Source organism: Neisseria flava (assembly GCF_982712965.1).
The window spans coordinates 21,557-45,352 of record NZ_CEXQBZ010000114.1 but is presented as its reverse complement, the minus strand read 5'-3'; the positions used below and the strand labels follow the sequence as shown (position 1 = coordinate 45,352).

Genomic DNA, 23,796 nt, shown 5'->3' with positions numbered 1-23,796 from the left:
CTAAATAAAAATACCGTTTTAGCGCAGAAGGTCGTCTGAAACACCCTCAAGAATGAAAAAAATCCATCTCATCCTTATGCTTCCGGTTTTTCTAACAGGTTGCGCCGGTCTGCCCTCACTGGAAGAGCGCCCTGAGAGCCACTATCTGGACATCCGTTCCGCCCCACGCATGGATGCCCTGCTCAATACCGCCACTGCCAAAACCAGCGGCGATATTTCCAATGTCTATCTGCTCAACGACGCACACGAAGCCTTCGTCGCCCGCGCCGCCCTGATTGAAGTCGCCGACCACACCCTAGACCTCCAATACTACATCTGGCACAACGACCTCTCCGGCAAGCTCATGTTCAACCTGATCCACCGTGCCGCCGAACGCGGCGTACGCGTGCGACTGCTACTTGACGACAACAACACCAACGGGCTGGACAACGTCCTGCTCGCCCTCGACAGCCATCCCAATATCGAAATCCGCCTGTTCAACCCCTTCGTCCGCCGCAAATGGCGCGCGCTCGGCTATTTGACCGACTTCCCGCGTCTCAACCGCCGGATGCACAACAAATCCTTTACCGCCGACAACCGCGCCACCATCCTCGGCGGGCGCAATATCGGCGACGAATATTTCAAAGTCGGTGAAGACACCATCTTTGCCGACCTCGACATCCTCGCCACCGGCCGCGTCGTGCCCGAAGTTTCCCAAGACTTCGACCGCTATTGGGCAAGCCATTCCTCCTACACTGTCGCCAGCATCATCAAAAAAGGCGATATCGAAAAAGGCTTTCAAGAGCTGGGTTACAACGACAAAGACAAAAACGAAACCCTCAGCCGTTACCGCAGCAACATCGAAAATTCCGAACTCTATAAAAAAATGCAGAGCAACAGCATAGACTGGCAAAGCGTCCATACCCGCCTGATCAGCGACGATCCCGCCAAAGGGCTGGACCGCGACCGCCACAAACCGCCCATTTTTGACCGCATGCAGGACGCCCTGAAAACGCCCGAAAAAAGCGTTTATCTCGTTTCGCCCTATTTCGTTCCCACCAAATCAGGCGTGCGCGCGCTTGACCAACTCGTCAAATACGGCGTAGACGTCACCGTCCTGACCAACTCACTCCAAGCAACCGATGTCGCTGCCGTCCATTCGGGCTACGTCAAATACCGCAAACCCCTGCTCAAAGCCGGTGTCAAACTCTACGAGCTGCAACCCAACCACGCCGTCCCCACCACCAAAGACCGCGGCTTGACCGGCAGCTCCGCTACCAGCCTGCACGCCAAGACCTTCATCGTGGACGAAAAACGCGTCTTCATCGGCTCATTCAATCTCGACCCGCGCTCTGCCAGACTCAACACCGAAATGGGCGTCGTCCTCGAAAGTCCCAAAATCGCAGGCGAAATGCAGCGCACCCTCGTCAATACCACCCCCAAATACGCCTATCAGGTCACCCTCGACAAATACAACAAACTTCACTGGTACGACCCCACCACTCAAAAAACCTACTCCACCGAGCCGGAAGCCAAATTTTGGAAACGCGTTACCTCTAAAATCCTCTCCATCCTGCCGATAGAAGGATTGCTGTAAAACCCAAACAAAAGGTCGTCTGAAAACCTCTATTTCAAGTTTTCAGACGACCTTTAATCCATCCGTATCAAATTATTTACCGGCTTTCACGCCCTGCCATTGGCGGACCATGAATTTCAAAATGGTGGGCTGGATAGGAACCATGATGAAGCTGTTTTTCAAATCTTCGTCGCTAGGGAAAATGGTGCGGTCGTCCCTGAACTCGGCTTCCATCAATTCGCGTGCGGGTTTGCTGGAAGGGGCGTAGGTAACGAAATTGCCGTTTTTCGCGGCGACTTCGGGGTCGAGAAAGTCGTTGATGTATTTATGGGCGTTGGCGACGTTCTTCGCATCTTTCGGGATAACGAAGGAGTCCACCCAAATCCCTACGCCTTCTTTGGGCATCATGACGCGGATTTTTTCTTTGCCGCCTGCTTCTTCGGCGCGCCGTCTGGCGATGTTCAAGTCGCCGCCGAAACCGATGGTGACGCAGGTGTCGCCGCGCGCCAAGTCGTCGATGAAGCCGGACGAGGTAAAGCGTTTGATGTTGGGACGGTTTTTCTTGAGCAACTCGGTTGCTGCTTTGATGTCTTCGGTATCGTTGCTGTTGGGGTTTTTACCCATGTAGTTCAACACCATAGGATAGATTTCCGCCGCGCTGTCCAAGTAGCTGATGCCGCATTGTTTGAGCTTGGATGTGTATTCGGGGTTGAACACCAAATCCCATTGGTTGTCCGGCAGTTTGTCCGTGCCTAAGGCTTTTTTCACGCGCTCGGTATTGATGGCGAAGGTATTCGTTCCCCAATAAAACGGAACGGCGTATTCGTGGCTCGGATCGACGCCTTCCATCAGCTTCATCAGTTCGGGATTGAGGTTTTTATAGTTGGGAATCAGGGATTTGTCGATTTTTTGATAAGCCCCCGCCTTAATCTGCCTGCCGACGAAGGTATTGGATGGGCCGACGATGTCGTAGCCCGATTTTCCGGTCAATACTTTGCTTTCCAGCGTCTCATCGCTGTCGTACACGTCGTAAGTTACCTTGATACCGTTTTTCTTTTCAAAATCGGCAACGGTTTCAGGATCGACGTATTCCGACCAGTTGTAAATCCTCAATACATTTTGGTTTCCCGCCTGACCCGCTTTATCGGAGGCATTCTTGTCTGAACCTCCGCAGGCGGCGAGCATGACGGCGGTTAGGGCGATAAGTGGCAGATGTTTGGTCATTATCATTCCTTGCATATCGGGTGGAAGGGAAAGTAAGGGATTATAAATCAGGCACGCACTATCTGATAGCAATTTCCATTGAGGCAATAGTCGGAAGGTCGTCTGAAAGTCCCTGATTCAATAGCTAGAAACAAGGTTTTGCGGTAATATAGCACCCATTTTCTTTTCACAATTACATACGGCCGGGAAGGTCGTCTGAAACCTTTTTAGTAGAGACATCGAAACATCATGAAAACCTCCGAACTACGCCAAAAATTCCTAAAATTCTTCGAATCCAAAGGCCACACCATCGTCCGCTCTTCCTCGCTCGTGCCGCACGACGACCCGACGCTGCTGTTTACCAACGCCGGCATGAACCAGTTTAAAGACGTGTTCCTCGGCTTCGACAAACGCGCTTACAACCGAGCCACCACCGCGCAAAAATGCGTACGCGCCGGCGGCAAGCACAACGACTTGGAAAACGTCGGCTACACCGCCCGCCACCACACCTTCTTTGAAATGATGGGCAACTTTTCCTTCGGCGACTACTTCAAACGCGACGCGATCCACTTCGCTTGGGAATTCCTCACTTCCCCCGAATGGCTGAACATCCCCAAAGAAAAACTCTTGGCGACCGTGTATGCCGAAGACGACGAAGCCTACAACATCTGGCTGAACGAAATCGGTATGCCTGCCGAGCGCATCGTCCGCATCGGCGACAACAAAGGCGCAAAATACGCGTCCGACAACTTCTGGCAGATGGGCGACACTGGCCCCTGCGGCCCGTGTTCCGAAATTTTTTATGACCACGGCGAAGAAATTTGGGGCGGCATTCCCGGCAGCCCCGAAGAAGACGGCGACCGTTGGATTGAAATTTGGAACTGCGTATTCATGCAGTTCAACCGCGACGAGCAAGGCAACATGAACCCGCTGCCCAAACCGTCCGTCGATACCGGCATGGGCTTGGAGCGCATGGCGGCCGTGATGCAGCACGTTCACAGCAACTACGAAATCGACCTGTTCCAAGACCTGCTCAAAGCCGTTGCCCGCGAAACCGGCGCGCCGTTCAGCATGGACGAACCGAGCCTGAAAGTCGTTGCCGACCACATCCGCTCCTGCTCCTTCCTGATTGCCGACGGCGTGATGCCGTCCAACGAAGGCCGCGGCTATGTACTGCGCCGCATCATCCGCCGCGCCGTGCGCCACGGTTATAAACTCGGTCAGAAACAGGCATTTTTCTACAAGCTCGTACCTGATTTGGTGAAAGCGATGGGCGACGCATATCCTGAGTTGAAAGAAAAACAAGCACAAATCGAAGAAGCCCTGAAAAACGAAGAAAGCCGCTTCGCCCAAACTTTGGAAACCGGCATGGCTTTGCTGGAAAACGCCTTGACCAAAGGTAGCAACAAATTAGACGGCGAAATCATCTTCAAACTCTACGACACCTACGGCTTCCCCTACGATTTGACCGCCGACATCTGCCGCGAACGCAATATCGATTTGGACGAGGAAGGCTTCAACCGCGAAATGGAAGCCCAACGCGCCCGCGCCCGCGCCGCGCAAAATTTCAAAGCCAACGCGCAACTGGACTACACAGGCGCGGACACCGAGTTCACAGGCTACGAAAAACGCAGCCAAGACACCAAAATCATCGCCTTATACAAAGGCAGCGAAGCCGTGGACGAACTCCAGGCAGGCGAAGCAGGTGTGGTCGTTTTGGAACAAACCCCGTTCTACGCCGAAAGCGGCGGCCAAGTCGGCGATGTGGGCTTTATCTTCGCAGGCGAAAACCGCTTCCGCGTCGAAGACACGCAGAAAATCAAAGCCGCCGTACACGGACAATTCGGCGCGGTCGTATCAGGCCGTCTGAAAGTCGGCGATGCCGTATCCGCCGAAATCGACAACGACATCCGCGACAGCATCATGCGCAACCACAGCGTTACCCACCTGATGCACAAAGCCCTGCGCGATGTTTTGGGCACGCACGTCGAACAAAAAGGCAGCCTGCAAAACGCCGAGCTGACCCGCTTCGACATCTCCCATCCGCAAGGCATCAGCGCGGAAGAAATCGCCGAAGTCGAACGCCGCGTCAACGCCGCGATTATCGCCAACGTGCCCGTCAAAGTGGAAACCATGTCCATTGAAGACGCGCAAAAATCCGGCGCAATGATGCTCTTCGGCGAAAAATACGGCGACTTCGTCCGCGTCATCACCATGGGCGACTACTCCACCGAACTGTGCGGCGGCACCCACGTCGCCCGCACCGGCGACATCGGCTTCTTCAAAATCATCAGCGAAGGCGGCATCGCTGCAGGCATCCGCCGCGTAGAAGCCATCACCGGCCTTGCCGCGCTGGCATGGGCGCAAAACCAAGAAAGTTTGGTGAAAAACATCATCGCCGAAGTCAAAGCCCAAACCGAAAAAGACGTACTCGCCAAAATCCAAGCCAACGCCGCAAACACCAAAGCCTTGGAAAAAGAGTTGGCAAAAGCCAAAGCCGAACTCGCCGTCCACGCAGGCGCCAAACTCTTGGACAACGCCAAAGACTTGGGCGCAGCCAAACTCGTCGCCGCCCAAATCGAAGCCGACGCAGCCGCCCTGCGCGAAATCGTTACCGATTTAACCGGCAAATCCGACAACGCCGTGATTCTTTTGGCGGCAGTAAACGACGGCAAAGTCTCCCTGTGCGCCGGCGTATCCAAACCGCTGACAAACAAAGTGAAAGCCGGCGATTTGGTCAAGTTCGCAGCCGAACAAGTCGGCGGCAAAGGCGGCGGCAGACCGGATTTGGCACAGGCCGGGGGGACGGATGCTGCGAAACTGCCTGAAATGCTGAATAGCGCGAAAGATTGGGTTGGTGCGAAGCTGGCTTGATGTAGAAAGGCAGCCTGAAAATGGGAAATTGGTTTTCAGGCTGCCTGTTTAAAAATTTTATTTTTATCTTCATGGAGACAAAAATGTATCTACCTAAACCTTCAAGTCAATCTTATCCATCACTTTTACAAGAAATTGAAAAAGGGCAAATTAAAATTCCACAATTTCAAAGAAATTTTGTTTGGTCAGTTTCTGATTCTGCCAAACTGATGGATAGTATTATCAAAGGGTATCCCATAGGAACATTTATTTTCTGGCGCACGAAAGAACAGCTGCGTTCCGTGCGTAACTTGGGCAATATCACATTACCCAATAGCGAAGATGGGGAATACGTTGATTATGTTTTAGATGGACAACAACGTTTGACTAGTTTATTTGCTTGTTTGCGTGGTGCAAGTATTAAACGTGATAACAAAGAAGATAACTTTTCAAAAATTTATATTGACCTAACAGCCGATTACAATCAAGATATTGTTATTACTGATGTATCAAAATTAGATGCTACCAATTACATTAGTATTCTAGATTTACTTAATGCTGATTTAGTAAAATTGGTTTCAGAATATGCTAGCCATGTTGGCAAAATAGATAAATACAGAAATAGTATCAAGACTTATGAGTTTTCTATTGTCCAATTTAAAGAAGCACCAATAGAAATTGCAACTGAGGTTTTCACTCGGATTAACACAGGAGGAAAATCTCTTACGCTATTTGAAATTATGGTTGCAAAAACTTTTGATGAAAAACAAAATTTTGACTTGTCTGAAAAATTTGAAAAATTGCTAGAAGAATTAAGTGAAGTTGGATACGAAACCATATCTGATGCTTCTATCCTACAAATTATGTCGTTAATTTTGCAAGATGAATGCACAAGACATGATATTTTAAAAATTCCTCGCCAAAAATTTATCGATACGTGGAATGATTTAGTCGAAGCTGTGAAAAATGCCGTGGATTACTTCCGTAGTAGTTATCGCATTCCAGTATCTCAATTATTACCCTATAACGCATTACTTGTTCCATTTTCTTACTTTTTCTATAAAGAACCGAATGCCAAACCATCAAAAGAGCAAGCCAAATATCTACAAGATTTTTTCTGGCGATGTGCGTTGGCAGAGCGATATTCCTCAGCGGTTGAAAGTAAGCTAGCACAAGATATAAAAAGAATTAATAAAATTATTAAAAATGAGAAACCTAATTATGATTGGGATGTTGATAGCTCAGAAGCAGCCATTGAAGAAAATGGATGGTTTAGTGCTGGGAAAAGCTATATTAAAGCAATCTTATGTATTTATGCCTACCAGCAACCAAAATCATTTAGCAATAATGCCAATATTAATATTGGAAATGACTGGTTAAAACAGGCAAATAGCAAAAATTACCACCACTTTTTCCCTAAATCATATCTGAATAAACAAGGAGCAGAAGAGTTCTATATCAATCATATTCTTAATATTACTATTGTGGATGACTTCTTGAATAAAAGAGAAATTGGAGCACAAAAACCGTCTAAATACATGAAAAAATTCCAACAAGAAAATGATGAATTAGATCAAACAATGAAGACCCATTTAATTCCTGATTTAGAAAAATTTGGTATTTGGGATGATGATTATGATACCTTTTTTGAGGAGCGAGCCAAATTGGTGAGTAAAGAAATTAAAAAAAGGTTGTTGGATAAGTAATATATTTATTCTGTTATTAGGCAGCCTGAAAACGCCATTTCCCATTTTCAGCAAGCCGTAGCCCGCACCCCTGTCAACCGCGTGCGTGGCTACGCCCCACACCCTCCCTGCGGGCGACGCAAACCTTAAGATTGAGGTGTAGAGTGTGTACGGTACGCACGCACGCGGTTTTTGTTGCTACCGAATGATTTCAAACCATGTCGTAATCCAGTCGGCAGCAAATGCAGCTTGGTTCATGGTCCAACGAAATCCTCATATTACTTGTAATATCAAAGGTCGTCTGAAAAATAATTTTCAGACGACCTCTCTCTATCGAAAGCAGCCTGCACTTTCAAAAATCGAAGTGCAGGCTGCTTTTTATAATAATTAGAAAAAAATGCGCAATATTTTTATACTGTACATTATGTAGCAAGCCGTACCGGCTTCCCCGCCAACTTATTGACTGAACAAACAGGAATAACATGCAGAACCCCTCTTCAGAAAAACCGACAGCCGGTTATTCGTATCCGTGGCAATACTTTCTGCTAGTGTACGCTTTGAGTGCGCCGTTTTGGCTGCTGTCTTTGTTTCTCAAACACAGTCCCCTGCCTGATAATCTGCCGCTGACCGACATCGGCGCGGCACTCACTCCGACGATTGCCGCCGCGTTGCTGCGTTATCGCGAGGGCGGAATGGCGGCGGTGCGTGGACTGTTTGGCCGTGTGTTTGATTACGGGCGGATCAAGCATTCTGCCTATTTTTGGACGGCAATACTGATTTTTCCTCTGCTTTATCTGCTGACTTATGTCGCGATACGCCAAACAGGACAAACCATACCTGCCTTATCCGTATCGTTTGCGCCGCTTGCCGGTGCGTTCGTCATGTTCTTTATCGCGGCAGTTGCCGAGGAATTGGGCTATGCCGCCTACGCTACGGAAAGTCTGCAACGGCGTTTTACCCCGCTCGTTACGGCGCTGATTATCGGGGTGCCGTGGGCATTGTGGCATTTGCCGTCCATGATTACCGTGGGGCAATCTGCCGAACTGATCGCATGGGGGCTGGTAGGGACGGTTGCCGTGAGAATTATCTATGTATGGCTGTATAACGGCAGCGACGGTTCGGTATTTGTATTGATTGCATGCCACACGGTTGCCAATACCGCGCGTACGGGCTTTCCGGGCGGACGGGCGGCATATGAAAACGGCAATGGTATGATTCCATACGGAATCATCATCATTGCGGCGGCAATCGTGATGGTTTTTTGGCATAAGGCGATGTGTTCATTTAATGGTAAGCAACCGTAGTTTGGGTTATATATCCAACGGAACTGAATATCAAAGGTCGTCTGAAATCTATTTTCAGACGACCTCTTTATATAAAAAGCAGCCTGAACTTTCAAAAATCGAAGTGCAGGCTGCTTTTTGTGATGATTGGAAAAAACGCACACTATTTTTATACTGTATATTGTGCAGGCACAATGCAAAACAACATTACCCAAAGGAATCCTTATGTTTAAGACGCTCAAAAGCATTTGGCAGGGACTTACGCAAAAAGGCAAAATCTTCCCGCATCAGCTTGCGTTCACGCTGCTGATTCCTTTGCGCAACTGGGCACTTTCGCCGCAACAAATCGTGCAACGGCTACACCTTGCGCCGCACCACCGCATTTTAGAAGTGGGCTGCGGGGCGGGTTATTTCAGCCCGACACTGGCGCAGTCAGTTCCGCAAGGACGATTGGTGGCGGCGGATATACAGCCGGAAATGTTGGCGTATACGGAAAAACGTTTGCGTCGTCGGCATATCGAAAATGTGGATTATTATCTGTGCGACGGCACGCATTTTGATTTTCCCGACCAATCGTTTGACCGCATTGTGCTGATTACCGTGTTGGGCGAAGTCGCCAACCAAGCCGAATATTTGGCAGAGTTCCGCAGGCTGCTTCGTCCTGACGGGCTGCTGTCGGTTTCCGAAACAGCAGGCGACCCCGATAAACCGAGCCGCACCGAATTACGCGAGTTGATGCGGCAAAACGGGTTTGAGACGGCGGATGAATATGGCAGCAAACGCAATTTTACTTTGAATTTCAAAGCAAGCAGCCGTCTGCCTCTCGCTTAGATAAAGGTCGTCTGAAACAGGTTTCAGACGACCTTTTATTGTAAAAATCTGTAAATTTAATAGATAATAACTAATCTCATATTATCAAGCTAGAAAAGTTAACCCGCTGATTAACTTGATATTTAACATAGTTAAATTATGTTAACTAAAACATACGCTATCCAAACCTGATTTCACAATTGATTTAAATCATAATATCTTGTGTCCAAATCTCTAAAATACCCGAAATCATACTAGATATTGATTTTTGAATAACAAACTGCAAGAGTCGAGGAACGCAAAATGCCGAAAATCCCTGAGTTGGTTTGTCCCGCCGGTAATCTGCCTGCTTTGAAGACGGCGGTGGACAATGGCGCGGACACGGTTTATATGGGGCTGAAAGATGCGACGAATGCGCGCAATTTTCCGGGGCTGAATTTCGATATGAAATCGGCGCAGGAAGGGGTGGCTTACGCCCATGCGCGCGGCCGCAATGTGCTGATGGCCATCAATACTTTTGCCCAGGCGGGGCAAATCGAGCGGTGGCATCGGGCTGTCGATACGGCGGTGCAACTGGGGGCGGACGCGATAATCGTTGCCGATCCTGCGATTATGGCTTATGCCGCCGAGCGTCATCCTAATTTGAGGCTGCACATGTCGGTGCAAGGTTCGGCGACCAATTACGAAGCCATCAATATGATGAAGGAGCTGTTCGGTATCCGCCGTGCCGTGCTGCCGCGCGTTTTGACGGTCGATCAGGTCAAACATGTGATTGACAATACGGATGTGGAAATCGAAGTGTTCGGTTTCGGCAGTCTGTGCGTGATGGTGGAAGGACGCTGCATTTTGTCGAGTTACGCGACGGGCGAATCGCCGAATATGCAGGGCGTGTGTTCGCCGGCGAAGGCGGTGCGCTGGGAGCAGTTACCCGACCGCATGAACGTGCGGCTGAACCAAGTGTTAATCGACCAGTACAAACCGGACGAACCGGCAGGCTATCCGACTTTGTGCAAAGGCCGTTTCGAGGTAAACGACGAAACCTATTACGCGCTGGAAGAGCCGACCAGCCTGAACGTTTTGGAAATGCTGCCCGAACTCATCAAAATCGGCGTGTCCGCCATCAAAATCGAAGGCCGCCAGCGCAGCCCGATGTACACGGCGCAGGTAACCAAATCGCTGCGGCAGGCTTTGGATGCGGCCGCTGCCGATCCGGCGCATTTCAAAGTCAATCCGGTGTGGAACAACGCGCTGAGCAAGGTTTCGGAAGGGCATCAGACGACCTTGGGCGCATACAGCCGTCCGTGGAAATAAGGGGGAGGGAAAATGAATCCGATGAAACTATCGTTGGGGCCGGTTTTGTTTTTCTGGCAGAAGGAAGCGCTGCTGGAATTTTACGCTTCCATGCTGGATGCGCCGGTGGATACCATTTATCTGGGCGAAGTGGTGTGTTCGCGCCGCCAGAAAATGCGTTTTGCCGACTGGGTCAGCCTGGCGCAAGATTTGGCGGAAAGCGGCAAGGAAATTATCCTTTCGTCGCAGGTTCTGCTTGAGAGCGAATCCGACTTGAAACGCCTACGCAAAATCACCGGACAGGACAAATTCAAAGTCGAAGCCAACGACATGGGCGCGGTCAAACTGGCGCGCGAACACGGCATTCCGTTTGTCGCCGGCGCCAGCCTGAACATTTACAACGAAAGCACGCTGGCGCTTTTCCAAAAACTGGGCGTATACCGCTGGATTGCGCCGTCCGAGTTGAGTCGCGACAAAGTTGCTGAAATCATCAAGGCTTCAGACGACATCGAAACGGAATTGTTTGCTTGGGGCAAAATGCCGCTTGCCTATTCGTCGCGCTGCTTTACCGCGCGGCATTACAACCTGAACAAAGACGGCTGCGAATTCCGCTGTTTGGATTACGAGCAAGGTATGGATATGAATACCCGTGAGGGCAAGCCGTTTTTAACCATCAACGGCATCCAAACCATGTCTTACGGCTGCCAAAACCTGCTGCCACACCATGAGGATTTGCGGCAAATCGGCGTGAACATGCTGCGCCTGTCGCCGCAGATGCACGGCATGGCGGAAATCGTCCGTATCCACCGCGATGTATTGGACGGCAAAACCGCCCTGGCGGATGCGCTGCCCGAATTGGAAAGATTGACCACCGGCACGCTGGTGGACGGCTATTGGCACGGCCAGCCGGGTATCGAAGCCGTGAAGGAGGAATATTATGGCGTTGCCTGAAATCGTATTGCCCGCATGGGCGGGAAAAATCGGCGGTAAATTACCGGGCAGGCCGCCGCGTTTCGCTTTGGTTTTTGCCCTCAACACCATGCTCAAACGCGGATTGCTGCCCGCCGACATGAGCCTGTTTGACGGCCGAACCTTCGAAATTGACGTATTGGACGCGGGCATCAAGGTGCGCTTTACCGCCAATGCCGAAAAATTCATCGACGCGGATTTCTTCGGCACGCCCGATTTGCGCCTTGCCGCCAACGGCATCGACTTCATGCGGATGATGATGCGCGAGGAAGACCCGGATACCCTGTTTTTCAACCGCAAACTGCAAATCGAAGGCGATACCGAGCTTGGTCTGATTACCAAAAACCTGCTCGACAGCGTGGACTGGCCGTTCGGCGATTGGTTTTTGAAGCGGCAGTTGTCCGACTGAATGCGGATTCGTTCAGAAATGTAGCTGAATGACTTTATTTTCGACACGCAATTTACCGGTTGTCTTCATTCCTGCGTAGGCGGGAATCCGTTTTTGAAATTCAGAAACTGTTTTTCAAATCAAGGTTTCTCAAGTTTTACGATGGATTCCCGCCTGCGCGGGAATGATGGAATTTGATAATATGCCGTATTTAAAGTTAAGTCTGTTCGCTATAAGGCAAAGCATTCATCCGTTAAGCTTCTGATTTCACAATAAAGAAGGTCGTCTGAAACCTGTTTCCAGTTTTCAGACGACCTTTTTTCATCTGCATTTGGCTTAAACTGTCATTAGTCTTTCAATGCAGCCAATACTTTGCCGGCGACTTCATTCAAGCTTACGGTTTGCGCCTGATTGTCGCGGCGTTCGGCATATTCGACGTTTCCTTCTTTTAAGGCGCGGTCGCCGATGACGATGCGGTGCGGGATACCCAGAAGCTCGGAGTCGTTCAACAGCACGCCTGCGCGTTCGTCGCGGTCGTCGAGGAGGACATCCGCGCCTGCTGCCAGCAGTTCGGCGTAGATTTTGTCGGCGGCTTCGCGTACGGCGTCTGATTTTTTGTAGTTCATCGGTACGATAACGACTTCAAACGGTGCCATTGCTTTGGTCCAGATGATGCCTTTTTCGTCGTTGTTCTGCTCGATGGCGGCGGCAACGACGCGGGTGATGCCGATGCCGTAGCAGCCCATTTCCATGATTTGCGATTTGCCGTTGTTGTCGAGGAAGCTTACGTTCATGGCTTGGGTGTATTTGTCGCGCAACTGGAAAACGTGTCCGACTTCGATGCCGCGCGCGAGTTTCAGACGACCTTGTCCGTCGGGGCTTTCGTCGCCTTCGACGACGTTGCGCAAATCGACAAACTCAGGCTCGGCGGCATCGCGGCCGAAGTTGAAGCCGGTATAGTGGTAGTCGTCTTCGTTCGCGCCGATGACCCAGTCCGCGCCTTTCTCGGTGGCGAAATCGGCATAGACTTTGCCTTTAAAGCCAACAGGGCCGAGCGAGCCGCCGTTTGCGCCGAACTGCGCGCGGATGGCGGCAGGGTCTGCCATGGTCAGCGGCGATTTCACGCCTGCGAGTTTTTCGGCTTTGATGTCGTTGAACTCATGGTCGCCGCGCAACAACAATAAGACGATTTCGCCTTCGTTTTCGCCTTCGACGACAATGGATTTCAGTGTTTTTTCAATCGGAATGCTGAGAAAATCAACTAATGAATCAATGGTTTTGACGTTCGGCGTGTGTACTTTGGTCAACTCTGCCTGAGCAGCCGCACGTTCGCCTTTGAGCGGCAAGGTCGGAGCCAGCTCGATATTGGCGGCGTAATCGGAAGTGTCGCTATATGCAATCACATCTTCGCCGCTTTCCGCCAACACTTGAAACTCGTGCGAACCGGTACCGCCGATGCTGCCGGTGTCTGCGGCGACGGGGCGGAATTCCAAGCCCAGACGGGTGAAGATGCGGCAGTAAGCGTCGTACATGGCATCATAGGTCGTCTGAAGCGAGGCGTAGTCGGCATGGAAGGAATAAGCGTCTTTCATGACAAACTCGCGCGCGCGCATCACGCCGAAGCGCGGACGCACTTCGTCACGGAATTTGGTTTGGATGTGGTAAAAGTTTTTCGGCAGCTGTTTGTAACTGTTGATTTCTTTGCGCACGATGTCGGCGATGACTTCCTCGCAGGTCGGGCCCATGCAGAAATCGCGGTCGTGGCGGTCTTTCAGGCGCAGCAGTTCTTTACCGTAAAATTCCCAGCGGCCGGACTCCTGCCACAGCTCGGCAGGCTGCACCACCGGCATCAGCAACTCCACGCTGCCCGCGCGCGCCATTTCTTCGCGCACGACGTTTTCGACTTTGCGCAACACGCGCAGCCCCATCGGCATCCAAGTATAAAGGCCGGACGCGTTGGCTTTAATCAGACCGGCGCGAATCATCAGCTTGTGGCTGGCAAGCGCGGCTTCGGCAGGGGCTTCTTTCAGGGTGGAAATGAAAAATTGGCTGGCTTTCATGGTGTGTTTTTCTGTGTAAAAAAGTAAGCGCGTATTGTAACGCGAAAGGCAGGGGGATTGAAGTTTTTCCCTATGCGGGAGCCGCCGCAGCCTTTCTTTTTGAGTTAATCCATTTGACATTTATCGGGCGTGTCAATCACTTTTTATACACAATTTCGCATTGGCTTGTTTTGCTTATAGATTTTTCCCATAAAGGCTTTGAAAATTTTTATTTTTATAACTAATTGATTTTATTGTATTTTATTTGACTATTTTTTAAGCACTGAAAGACTTGGGTTGTTCCAAAAGCAAAATTTCCGATTACCCAAAGCTTATCAACAAACTTATCCACAGAGTTTGTGTATAGATTAGTATCGTCTGAAACCATACCGTTCGATAGGTTTTTAAAAGCCCGTAAGGCGGTCTTTCTGTTAAGATGATGCCTTCGCTTTTTTCACGCCATTTTATCTATGTCCGCACACGAATTACACCTGCGTTCCCGCGCCAAAATGTTCAACGGCCATCAGGAGCAATACCGCTGCTTTTCCGAAACCTGCCAAACCGACATGACCTTCGGCATCTACCTGCCGCCGCAAGTATTGAAAGGCTATCCCGCGCCAGTTTTATATTTTTTGTCGGGGCTGCACGGCGACGGCTCGGAACTGATACGCCAAACCGGCATCCAGCGTTTCGCCGCGCAATGGAACATCATCGTCGTTTTCCCCGACACTTCGCCGCGCGGCAGCCATATCAGCGACAGCGCGAACGAATTTATCGGGCAAGGCGCGGGATTTTACGTCGATGCGACCGAACAGCCGTGGGCGGCGCATTATCAGATGTACAGCCATATCAGCCATGAATTGCCCGAGTGGGTGGAACGGCATTTCCCCGCCACTCAAGAACGCAGCATCGCAGGTTTCAGCATGGGCGGGCACGGCGCGCTTTCCATCGCCCTGAAAAATCCGGGATTCTATGCCGCTGTTTCCGCGTTTGCCCCCTTGTGCCACCCGACTGCCAGCCGGGGCGGAAAGCAGGCGTTTGCCGCCTATCTGGGCGCGGAATCGAATGCTTGGCAGGCTTACGACAGCACATCGCTCGTTCAGACGACCTCACGCAAGCTGCCGATACTCATCGACCAAGGCGGCGCCGATCCGCTGTTCCCCGACGAACTGCAACCCGAAGCCTTCGTCAACGCCGCCCGCGCCAACGGCTTTAATATGCAATATAAAGTCCGCCCCGGCTACGGACACGATTATTTCTTCATCTCCAGCTTTATCGACTCGCATATCGAGTTTCATGCTGAGGCATTGGGTCTGTAAATCCACTATAAATTTAATCCACTATATAAAGAAAGGTCGTCTGAAAACTTTTTCAGACGACCTTTTTGATCTTTCACACTCAATTAGTGTTGATGATGATGGTGTTCATGCCGTTCAGCCGCGCGTTTCGTTCCGACGGGCATAATCAGCGTTGCATACGACTTGTCCTCTTGGCAAACGCTTTTATCGGCATAGTTTGCCTGATGGACGGCTTTGATTTTCCACAAACCTTCAATCAAAGGAATCACGTTGACGACGCCGTCTTTATCCGTTTTCCCTGAGAAACCTTGCGGCTCGCGGTGGTCGTGTGTCGCCGCCAAATCCATTTCCGCCAGCGTATCCGAGCTTGCCGTTACTGTCGCCTTTGCCAATGGTTTGCCTTTATAAAGCACTTTAATCGGCAGCAGGCCGCCTACCTTGACTTCATTCGGATTTTTCAGCGGCACCAGTTCCAATTCATGACCGACCGGACGGGTCAATACGCTTTCATCCACACCTGCGCTACCCACTTGCAAAAACGCTTTGCCGAACATCTGGGCCTGTTCGCAATAAGTCGCGCCGGGCAGGTCTTTCAAGGTTTTCTGTTTCCAGCCTTCGCTGTTTTGCGACCAGAAAGTCGGTTTGTACACCGCACCGACCCAATAAGAGCCGTCTTTCAGGCGGGGTTTGGAAACATATTGGTAATTTTCGCCTTTATTCGTCAAATCGACCGTTTTTCCGGATTTGTCCGTCAATTGCAGCGGTTTGAAAATATGCACGCGGTCGTCGGCGATTTTTTCAACATTCGGGAAATCATGGCTGTAACCCAAATCTGCTTTCAACGTACTGCCCGAATCCAAACGCACCGGAGCCGACACCCACAAATCATGCGCCTGCGCCGCCATGCTCAAGCCTAATGCGCCAAGTATCCATAATTTTTTCATGTTTCTTCCTCAAATTTGATTGTTTACGGTTCAAAAGCCAACGGAAAGCCCGAAAAGCAAGGCAACCTTACTCTTTTTATTTCAAAATGTAAATATTATTGATGATTGTTTTTAGTTACAAAGAACTAGAAATCTATTTAGACTGAATGATAGAAAACAAGAGGTCGTCTGAAACACAAAATTGCTTTTCAGACGACCTCTTGCTCATACTTTAAGAAAATCAAAAACGCCGCTTCAATTTGCAGGCTTGAAGGATATGGACGGCAAGTTCCTCCACCGATTTATCCGTCGTATTGGTGAACGGGATGCCATGGCGTTTGAACATATTTTGCGCATCGGAAATCTCACTGCGGCAGGTATCGATTTTGGCATAAGTCGAATTCGGACGGCGCTCTTGACGGATGGCCTGCAGGCGTTCGGGTTGAATGGTCAGGCCGAACAGCTTGTCTTTGTAAGGTTTGACTATGCGCGGCAGGTCGGTAGATTCCAAATCGTCGGGAATCAGCGGGTAATTGGCGGCGCGGATGCCGTATTGCAGGGCGAGGTAAAGACAGGTCGGCGTTTTGCCTGAACGCGATACGCCCATCAGGATCACATCGGCTTCTTTCAGGTTTTTATCGCTGACGCCGTCGTCATGGTTGAGCGAGAAATTGACCGCCTCCATACGCGCATCATAGCGTTGCGTATTGCCGATACTGTGGTGCCCCTGTTCGGCGGCAACCGCCTCGGTGTTGAGTTCTTTTTCCAAAAGCCCGAGGAAGGTTTCGAAAAAATTGATATGGAAAGCGCCCGCTTTTTTGATGATTTCACGGATTTCGTCATTAACGACGCTGACGAAGGCAATCGGGCGCAAACCGTTTTCCTGAGCGTTGCGGTTGACTATTTCGACGACGGTACGCGCTTTTTCAGGCGTATCAATGAAAGGATAGGTGTGGCGTTTGAATTCGATTCTGCCAAACTGATTCAGCAGGGCCTCACCGATATTTTCAGCAGTCAGGCCGGTACGGTCGGAAATATAAAACACATGGCGCGGTGCGGTCATTCGGTTATCCTCTAAAATTTTAAATGGTTGCAGGCAGTCATCATAGCAGCTGAAACCTTCTAAATAAAGGGAATACGCTTAAATTACACCCAACTACGCCAAAATCAAACTACTTTATAAACGCATTTTTATTCCAATAATTAAATTATCTTAAAATTTTATACCCATCCAAAACCTTTCCAAACTCTACCAATCAGTCATTAATCTATTTCAAACCTTATGTTTTACAAAGAAATAGACAATGGGAATAATGGTTTCCCCATCAGATTTCATTTGACTACACGCCTGAAGCCCGCAATTTTTCAGACGACCCGCAAATAAATCGAGACAGAAAAAGCATGACAGCGGTCGTTTGAATCGCTTAAAATAACAAAGCGTATTCGTTTCTTTTTTAACATATCTTGGATTGGACACACAAATGGCTGACAACTACGTAATTTGGTTTGAAAACCTGCGTATGACTGATGTTGAAAGCGTGGGCGGCAAAAACGCCTCCCTAGGTGAAATGATCAGTCAGCTGACTGAAAAAGGCGTCCGCGTCCCCGGCGGCTTTGCCACTACTGCCGAAGCCTACCGCGCATTTTTGGCGCACAACGGACTGAGCGAGCGTATTTCCGCCGCACTGGCACAACTGGATGTAGAAGATGTCGCCGAACTGGCGCGCGTCGGTAAAGAAATCCGCCAATGGATTTTGGATACGCCCTTCCCCGAACAACTGGATGCCGAAATCGAAACGGCATGGAACAAAATGGTTGCAGACGCAGGCGGCGCGGACATTTCCGTTGCCGTCCGTTCTTCTGCAACCGCCGAAGACCTGCCCGACGCATCGTTTGCAGGTCAACAGGAAACCTTCCTGAATATCAACGGCTTAGAAAACGTCAAAGAAGCCATGCGCCATGTATTCGCTTCTTTATACAACGACCGTGCCATCTCCTACCGCGTTCATAAAGGCTTCGAACACGACATCGTCGCCCTCTCCGCAGGCGTGCAACGCATGGTGCGTTCCGACAGCGGCGCATCCGGCGTCATGTTCACCCTCGACACCGAATCCGGCTTCGACCAAGTCGTTTTCGTGACTTCATCTTACGGTCTGGGTGAAAACGTCGTACAAGGCGCGGTCAACCCCGATGAATTCTATGTATTCAAACCCACGCTGAAAGCGGGCAAACCTGCCATCCTGCGCAAAACCATGGGTTCGAAACAAATCAAAATGATCTTTACCGACAAAGCAGAAGCCGGTAAATCCGTGATGAACGTCGATGTTCCCGAAAAAGACCGCAACCGCTTCTCCATTACCGATGAAGAAATCACCGAGTTGGCACACTACGCGCTGACAATCGAAAAACACTATGGCCGCCCGATGGATATCGAATGGGGCCGTGACGGCTTGGACGGCAAACTCTACATCCTGCAAGCCCGTCCCGAAACTGTGAAATCCCAAGAAGAAGGCGGCCGCAACCTGCGCCGCTTCGACATCAACGGCGACAAAAACGTCTTGTGCGAAGGCCGCGCCATCGGTCAAAAAGTCGGTCAAGGCAAAGTCCGCTTGGTAAAAGACGCATCCGAAATGGATTCCGTTGAAGCAGGCGACGTACTCGTTACCGACATGACCGACCCGGATTGGGAGCCGGTAATGAAACGCGCTTCTGCCATCGTCACCAACCGCGGCGGTCGTACCTGCCACGCCGCCATCATCGCGCGCGAACTGGGTATTCCTGCCGTAGTCGGCTGCGGCAATGCAACCGAATTGCTGAGCAACGGTCAAGAAGTTACCGTATCCTGTGCCGAAGGCGATACGGGCTTCATCTATTCCGGCCTGCTGGACGTACAAATCACCGACGTTGCCTTGGACAATATGCCCAAAGCGCCGGTTAAAGTCATGATGAACGTCGGCAACCCCGAACTCGCATTCAGCTTCGCCAACCTGCCGAGCGAAGGCATCGGCTTGGCACGCATGGAATTCATCATCAACCGCCAAATCGGCATCCACCCGAAAGCCTTGTTGGAATTTGACAAACAAGACGATGAATTAAAAGCGGAAATTACCCGCCGCATCGCCGGCTACGCCTCCCCTGTCGACTTCTACGTCGATAAAATCGCCGAAGGCGTGGCAACATTGGCCGCATCGGTTTATCCGCGTAAAACCATCGTCCGTATGTCCGACTTCAAATCCAACGAATACGCCAACTTGGTCGGCGGCAGCATTTACGAACCGCACGAAGAAAACCCGATGCTGGGCTTCCGCGGCGCAGCGCGTTATGTCGCCGAAAGCTTCAAAGACTGCTTCGCCCTCGAATGCAAAGCCTTGAAACGCGTCCGAGACGAAATGGGTCTGACCAACGTCGAAATCATGATCCCGTTCGTCCGCACGTTGGGCGAAGCCGAAGCCGTCGTCAAAGCCTTGAAAGAAAACGGTTTGGAACGCGGTAAAAACGGCCTGCGCCTGATCATGATGTGCGAACTGCCGAGCAACGCAGTATTGGCAGAACAATTCCTGCAATACTTCGACGGCTTCTCCATCGGCTCCAACGACATGACCCAACTGACCCTCGGCCTCGACCGCGACAGCGGCTTGGTGTCCGAATCGTTTGACGAACGCAACCCTGCCGTCAAAGTGATGCTGCATTTGGCAATCTCTGCCTGCCGCAAGCAAAACAAATACGTTGGCATCTGCGGTCAAGGCCCATCAGACCATCCGGACTTTGCCAAATGGCTGGTTCAAGAAGGCATCGAAAGCGTTTCCCTGAATCCGGATACCGTCATCGAAACTTGGCTGTATTTGGCTAATGAGTTGAATAAATAAGATTTTTTATAAAATCTAAAAATCCCCCATCCCTAAAGCGGACGGGGGATTTGTTTTAGCCATCTAACGGCAGATATAATTTGACTTTATTTTACGCTGAGTAAAATATGCTTCTAATCAAAAAGATAAAATTCTGCCGCCATTTGGCATTCATAAAACATCTCAAAAGCCGATGAACCTTCACCCAAATAAAGCGTCTGAAGACAATTCATTCGCTGATTTTTATTAAATAGACATATGATGAATACCATTCCCTTTTTTCAGACGACCTTCAAACGATTAAGCCCTTTCTGTCTGACACTTTTTCTGGCTGCCTGCGCCGGAAGTGGTTCACCGACGGGTGCGGTTCCCGATGGCTATTACAGAGTCAAGCCTGGCGATACGCTATCCCAGATTGCTAAACGCCACGGCCAAAGCATCCATACCTTGGCATCTTGGAACAACTTGCAAGACACTTCTAAAATCGAAGTAGGTCAAGTATTACGTATCCGACGCAATACGCGCCCTATTTCCCAATCAAACCAAGCAACTCAGGCTGTCGCACCGATCAACCGCCTGAACTTACTATGGCCTGTCGAAAACGGACGCAACTCCGTTATCAAGCAGTACAACGGAACAACCAACAAAGGCATCGATATAGCAGGTACATCCGGAGAGCCTGTAAAATCTGCAGCTGCGGGGAAAGTATTGTATGTCGGAGAAGAAGTACGGGGTTACGGCAAACTGATTTTAATCAGCCACAATGATTATGCGATTACAGCCTATGCACATAATGATGCCTTACTGGTACAAAAAGACCAGCAGATTGCAGCCGGTCAGCAGATTGCAACGATGGGCAGCACAGACACTGACAGCGTAAAGCTGCATTTCGAAGTCCGTCTGAACGGCAAAGCCGTCAATCCTATGCCATACTTGCCCAATTAACATCCTCAAACTTCAAAAGGTCGTCTGAATGGCCCTCTCCCGACTTTCAGACGACCTTTGTATCTTCGCATAAGTTTATCAGAATGCGGTCGTCTATCTCCTATTCAACTACTTTTTTGCAAGCCGGAGTGGACAGATGTGGCAACCGTTTCGTAATGATTTCACGATATTATCCAGTCAATCAAACATTGTGATATAATAGCCAGCTAAATTTTCCCGCCTTTTGCAAGCAACGGACGATAAAAGCCCTGATTGGTTGGAGCCGCTTTTGCAGCCATCATTGGCAAAAGGAATCCCATTTTTTATTTAACACAACAAATTAAGGTCTTACGATGAGCGTAACTGTTGAAACTTTAGAAAACTTGGAACGCAAAGTAGTGCTGTCTCTGCCTTGGTCCGAAATCAACGCAGAAACTGATAAAAAACTGAAACAAACCCAACGCCGTGCAAAAATCGACGGTTTCCGTCCGGGTAAAGCTCCTTTAAAAATGATTGCCCAAATGTACGGTGCAAGCGCTCAAAATGAAGTCATCAATGAAATGGTTCAACGCCGCTTCTACGATGTTGCCGTTGCCCAAGAATTGAAAGTTGCCGGCTATCCGCGTTTCGAAGGCGTTGAAGAACAAGACGATAAAGAATCCCTGAAAATCGCTGCGATTTTCGAAGTGTTCCCTGAAGTCGTTATCGGCGATTTGTCTGCACAAGAAGTCGAAAAAGTAACCGCTTCCGTCGGCGATGTCGAAGTGGACCAAACCGTAGAAATCCTGCGCAAACAACGCACCCGCTTCAACCATGTTGAACGCGAAGCCCAAAACGGCGACCGCGTCATCATCGACTTCGAAGGCAAAATCGACGGCGAACCTTTCGCCGGCGGCGCATCCAAAAACTACGCCTTCGTATTGGGCGCAGGTCAAATGTTGCCTGAATTTGAAGCTGGCGTAGTCGGCATGAAGGCAGGCGAAAGCAAAGACGTTACCGTCAACTTCCCTGAAGACTACCACGGTAAAGACGTTGCCGGTAAATCCGCTGTCTTCACCATCACATTGAACAACGTATCCGAACCCAACCTGCCCGAAGTTGATGCCGACTTCGCCAAAGCATTGGGTATCGCCGACGGAGACGTTGCTAAAATGCGCGAAGAAGTGAAGAAAAACGTAGGCCGCGAAGTTGAGCGCCGCGTGAACGAACAAACCAAAGAATCTGTAATGAACGCGCTGCTCAAAGCCGTAGAGCTGAAAGCGCCTGTTGCTTTGGTAAATGAAGAAGCCGCCCGCTTGGCAAACGAAATGAAACAAAACTTCGTCAACCAAGGCATGGCTGACGCTGCCAACTTGGATCTGCCTTTGGACATGTTCAAAGAGCAAGCCGAACGCCGCGTATCTTTGGGTCTGATTTTGGCCAAACTGGTTGAAGAAAACAAACTGGAACCGACTGAAGAGCAAATCAAAGCCGTTGTTGCCAACTTCGCAGAAAGCTACGAAGATCCTCAAGAAGTGATCGACTGGTACTACGCAGAGCCTTCCCGCCTGCAAGGTCCGACTTCTTTGGCAGTAGAAAGCAACGTCGTTGATTTCGTTTTGGGCAAAGCCAAAGTAACCGAAAAAGCTTTGTCTTTTGACGAAGTGATGGGCGCACAAGCCTAATCATCTTCAAAAGGTCGTCTGAAACAGACAACTTGAAAGCACCAAAGCACCCCTTTGGTGCTTTCGCAACATTGACAGGAGACAAAAATGTCCTTCGATTTCAATAATTACCTCGTTCCTACCGTTATCGAACAAAGCGGCCGCGGCGAGCGTGCATTTGATATTTACTCGCGCCTTTTGAAAGAGCGCATCGTATTTTTGATTGGCCCGGTAACCGACGAGTCCGCCAATTTGGTGGTTGCCCAGCTGTTGTTTTTGGAAAGTGAAAATCCGGACAAAGATATTTTCTTCTACATCGATTCCCCCGGCGGCTCGGTAACGGCAGGCATGTCGATTTACGACACCATGAATTTCATCAAGCCCAACGTCTCCACCTTGTGCTTGGGACAAGCGGCAAGCATGGGCGCATTCCTGCTCTCGGCAGGCGAAAAAGGCAAACGTTTCGCCCTGCCCAACAGCCGTATCATGATTCACCAGCCTTTAATCAGCGGCGGTTTGGGCGGTCAAGCATCCGACATTGAAATCCATGCCCGCGAGCTGTTGAAAATCAAAGAGAAACTCAACCGCCTGATGGCGAAACACTGCGGCCGCGATTTGGCAGATTTGGAACGCGATACCGACCGCGACAACTTCATGTCCGCCGAAGAAGCCAAAGAATACGGCTTGATTGACCAAGTTTTGGAAAATCGCTCTTCTTTGCAGGCTTAAATGTTTTTGCACAAATTAAGGGTCGTCTGAAAACTATTTGAAGATTTCAGGCGACCTTTGCTTTATTATGAAACCCCTTTATCAACACACTATTTTCAGATTCATACTTTTTTACTACGCCGTTTCATTCATTTTCTTTGAACAACTGTAAACTGGCCAACAGAAAATAAATACGGCTCCCCCCCACCTGTCGGATACAGCCTTCCCTCCCCCAAATCCCTCCGAACAAACCCATATCTGGGCTGATGACCACCAATATTTCGACTATAAAAAAACCAACAGAAACGTTATCCCCTGCCTTGCCGATAAAGCTGAAGAAAATCGTCTGAAAAGCCAATTCCTCCATACAGCAAATACAT

Annotated in this window: 18 protein-coding genes; 13 read left to right on the top strand and 5 right to left on the bottom strand. The window is 49.9% G+C overall.

What is annotated here, in order from left to right; all coding sequences use genetic code 11:
- Positions 1-52 precede the first annotated feature (52 nt).
- The gene (locus AC5M9B_RS07040) at positions 53-1,576 is read left to right on the top strand and encodes a phospholipase D family protein (protein ID WP_070656705.1); all 1,524 of its coding nucleotides are present in this window, start codon (positions 53-55) and stop codon (positions 1,574-1,576) included.
- Between the two features lie 72 nt (positions 1,577-1,648).
- On the opposite strand, the gene AC5M9B_RS07035 is transcribed toward AC5M9B_RS07040, so the two are convergent.
- Positions 1,649-2,779 (bottom strand): polyamine ABC transporter substrate-binding protein, encoded by a 1,131-nt coding sequence (locus AC5M9B_RS07035; RefSeq protein WP_141752069.1) that lies wholly within the window; start codon positions 2,777-2,779, stop codon positions 1,649-1,651.
- Between the two features lie 228 nt (positions 2,780-3,007).
- Between AC5M9B_RS07035 and alaS the strand changes: the two genes are divergently transcribed.
- The 7 genes from alaS to ubiT all read left to right on the top strand — a co-directional run bounded on the left by alaS (position 3,008) and on the right by ubiT (position 12,057).
- Positions 3,008-5,632 carry an alanine--tRNA ligase gene (alaS, locus tag AC5M9B_RS07030; RefSeq protein WP_487648432.1) on the top strand — a complete coding sequence of 875 codons (2,625 nt, stop codon included), beginning with the start codon at positions 3,008-3,010 and terminating at the stop codon, positions 5,630-5,632.
- Between the two features lie 20 nt (positions 5,633-5,652).
- Positions 5,653-7,317, top strand: coding sequence for a DUF262 domain-containing protein (locus tag AC5M9B_RS07025; RefSeq protein ID WP_261729525.1), 1,665 nt, complete (start codon positions 5,653-5,655; stop codon positions 7,315-7,317).
- Between the two features lie 461 nt (positions 7,318-7,778).
- Positions 7,779-8,600 carry a CPBP family intramembrane glutamic endopeptidase gene (locus AC5M9B_RS07020; protein ID WP_487648431.1) on the top strand — a complete coding sequence of 274 codons (822 nt, stop codon included), beginning with the start codon at positions 7,779-7,781 and terminating at the stop codon, positions 8,598-8,600.
- Between the two features lie 204 nt (positions 8,601-8,804).
- Positions 8,805-9,410 carry a class I SAM-dependent methyltransferase gene (locus AC5M9B_RS07015; RefSeq protein WP_487648430.1) on the top strand — a complete coding sequence of 202 codons (606 nt, stop codon included), beginning with the start codon at positions 8,805-8,807 and terminating at the stop codon, positions 9,408-9,410.
- A gap of 282 nt (positions 9,411-9,692) precedes the next feature.
- Positions 9,693-10,700 carry a ubiquinone anaerobic biosynthesis protein UbiU gene (ubiU, locus tag AC5M9B_RS07010; RefSeq protein ID WP_094574703.1) on the top strand — a complete coding sequence of 336 codons (1,008 nt, stop codon included), beginning with the start codon at positions 9,693-9,695 and terminating at the stop codon, positions 10,698-10,700.
- A gap of 12 nt (positions 10,701-10,712) precedes the next feature.
- Positions 10,713-11,630 carry a U32 family peptidase gene (locus AC5M9B_RS07005; protein ID WP_487648429.1) on the top strand — a complete coding sequence of 306 codons (918 nt, stop codon included), beginning with the start codon at positions 10,713-10,715 and terminating at the stop codon, positions 11,628-11,630.
- Positions 11,617-12,057 carry a ubiquinone anaerobic biosynthesis accessory factor UbiT gene (ubiT, locus tag AC5M9B_RS07000; protein ID WP_003756427.1) on the top strand — a complete coding sequence of 147 codons (441 nt, stop codon included), beginning with the start codon at positions 11,617-11,619 and terminating at the stop codon, positions 12,055-12,057. The genes AC5M9B_RS07005 and ubiT overlap by 14 nt, the downstream gene beginning before the upstream one ends.
- Before the next feature lie 326 nt (positions 12,058-12,383).
- Here the strand turns inward: ubiT and AC5M9B_RS06995 are convergent, their stop codons facing one another.
- The gene (locus tag AC5M9B_RS06995) at positions 12,384-14,096 is read right to left on the bottom strand and encodes a proline--tRNA ligase (RefSeq protein ID WP_146736309.1); all 1,713 of its coding nucleotides are present in this window, start codon (positions 14,094-14,096) and stop codon (positions 12,384-12,386) included.
- A gap of 449 nt (positions 14,097-14,545) precedes the next feature.
- Between AC5M9B_RS06995 and fghA the strand changes: the two genes are divergently transcribed.
- On the top strand, positions 14,546-15,394 hold the full coding sequence (gene fghA, locus AC5M9B_RS06990; RefSeq protein ID WP_146736308.1) for an S-formylglutathione hydrolase: 849 nt from the start codon (positions 14,546-14,548) through the stop codon (positions 15,392-15,394).
- An 83-nt stretch (positions 15,395-15,477) separates the two neighbouring features.
- Here fghA and AC5M9B_RS06985 read toward each other — a convergent pair whose 3' ends face one another.
- A complete protein-coding gene (locus AC5M9B_RS06985) occupies positions 15,478-16,317 on the bottom strand; it encodes a DUF4198 domain-containing protein (protein ID WP_146736307.1) in 840 nt (279 codons plus the stop codon).
- 220 nt (positions 16,318-16,537) lie between these two features.
- Positions 16,538-17,359 (bottom strand): posphoenolpyruvate synthetase regulatory kinase/phosphorylase PpsR, encoded by an 822-nt coding sequence (ppsR, locus tag AC5M9B_RS06980; protein WP_487648428.1) that lies wholly within the window; start codon positions 17,357-17,359, stop codon positions 16,538-16,540.
- A gap of 418 nt (positions 17,360-17,777) precedes the next feature.
- Between ppsR and ppsA the strand changes: the two genes are divergently transcribed.
- From ppsA to clpP, 4 genes are all read left to right on the top strand, one after another.
- On the top strand, positions 17,778-20,162 hold the full coding sequence (ppsA, locus tag AC5M9B_RS06975) for a phosphoenolpyruvate synthase (RefSeq protein WP_146736306.1): 2,385 nt from the start codon (positions 17,778-17,780) through the stop codon (positions 20,160-20,162).
- Positions 20,163-20,399: 237 nt separating this feature from the next.
- The gene (locus tag AC5M9B_RS06970; protein ID WP_487648427.1) at positions 20,400-21,086 is read left to right on the top strand and encodes a peptidoglycan DD-metalloendopeptidase family protein; all 687 of its coding nucleotides are present in this window, start codon (positions 20,400-20,402) and stop codon (positions 21,084-21,086) included.
- A gap of 332 nt (positions 21,087-21,418) precedes the next feature.
- Positions 21,419-22,729, top strand: a complete 1,311-nt coding sequence (gene tig, locus AC5M9B_RS06965; RefSeq protein WP_487648426.1) for a trigger factor — start codon at positions 21,419-21,421, stop codon at positions 22,727-22,729.
- Positions 22,730-22,816: 87 nt separating this feature from the next.
- Entirely contained in the window at positions 22,817-23,437 is a 621-nt protein-coding gene (clpP, locus tag AC5M9B_RS06960; protein ID WP_487648425.1) for an ATP-dependent Clp endopeptidase proteolytic subunit ClpP, read from the top strand.
- A gap of 124 nt (positions 23,438-23,561) precedes the next feature.
- Here clpP and AC5M9B_RS06955 read toward each other — a convergent pair whose 3' ends face one another.
- Positions 23,562-23,783, bottom strand: coding sequence for a hypothetical protein (locus tag AC5M9B_RS06955; protein ID WP_487648424.1), 222 nt, complete (start codon positions 23,781-23,783; stop codon positions 23,562-23,564).
- Between the last annotated feature and the right edge of the window lie 13 nt (positions 23,784-23,796).

Bases quoted from the DNA above. Each gene is read 5' to 3' on its own strand.
- ppsA (WP_146736306.1), top strand. From the start codon at position 17,778: ATGGCTGACAACTACGTAATTTGGTTTGAAAACCTGCGTATGACTGAT.
- AC5M9B_RS06955 (WP_487648424.1), bottom strand. From the start codon at position 23,783: ATGGAGGAATTGGCTTTTCAGACGATTTTCTTCAGCTTTATCGGCAAG.
- AC5M9B_RS06985 (WP_146736307.1), bottom strand. From the start codon at position 16,317: ATGAAAAAATTATGGATACTTGGCGCATTAGGCTTGAGCATGGCGGCG.
- tig (WP_487648426.1), top strand. From the start codon at position 21,419: ATGAGCGTAACTGTTGAAACTTTAGAAAACTTGGAACGCAAAGTAGTG.
- AC5M9B_RS07040 (WP_070656705.1), top strand. From the start codon at position 53: ATGAAAAAAATCCATCTCATCCTTATGCTTCCGGTTTTTCTAACAGGT.
- AC5M9B_RS07025 (WP_261729525.1), top strand. From the start codon at position 5,653: ATGGGAAATTGGTTTTCAGGCTGCCTGTTTAAAAATTTTATTTTTATC.
- AC5M9B_RS07015 (WP_487648430.1), top strand. From the start codon at position 8,805: ATGTTTAAGACGCTCAAAAGCATTTGGCAGGGACTTACGCAAAAAGGC.
- alaS (WP_487648432.1), top strand. From the start codon at position 3,008: ATGAAAACCTCCGAACTACGCCAAAAATTCCTAAAATTCTTCGAATCC.
- AC5M9B_RS07020 (WP_487648431.1), top strand. From the start codon at position 7,779: ATGCAGAACCCCTCTTCAGAAAAACCGACAGCCGGTTATTCGTATCCG.
- AC5M9B_RS07005 (WP_487648429.1), top strand. From the start codon at position 10,713: ATGAATCCGATGAAACTATCGTTGGGGCCGGTTTTGTTTTTCTGGCAG.
- clpP (WP_487648425.1), top strand. From the start codon at position 22,817: ATGTCCTTCGATTTCAATAATTACCTCGTTCCTACCGTTATCGAACAA.
- AC5M9B_RS06995 (WP_146736309.1), bottom strand. From the start codon at position 14,096: ATGAAAGCCAGCCAATTTTTCATTTCCACCCTGAAAGAAGCCCCTGCC.
- AC5M9B_RS07035 (WP_141752069.1), bottom strand. From the start codon at position 2,779: ATGACCAAACATCTGCCACTTATCGCCCTAACCGCCGTCATGCTCGCC.
- ppsR (WP_487648428.1), bottom strand. From the start codon at position 17,359: ATGACCGCACCGCGCCATGTGTTTTATATTTCCGACCGTACCGGCCTG.
- AC5M9B_RS06970 (WP_487648427.1), top strand. From the start codon at position 20,400: ATGATGAATACCATTCCCTTTTTTCAGACGACCTTCAAACGATTAAGC.
- ubiU (WP_094574703.1), top strand. From the start codon at position 9,693: ATGCCGAAAATCCCTGAGTTGGTTTGTCCCGCCGGTAATCTGCCTGCT.
- ubiT (WP_003756427.1), top strand. From the start codon at position 11,617: ATGGCGTTGCCTGAAATCGTATTGCCCGCATGGGCGGGAAAAATCGGC.
- fghA (WP_146736308.1), top strand. From the start codon at position 14,546: ATGTCCGCACACGAATTACACCTGCGTTCCCGCGCCAAAATGTTCAAC.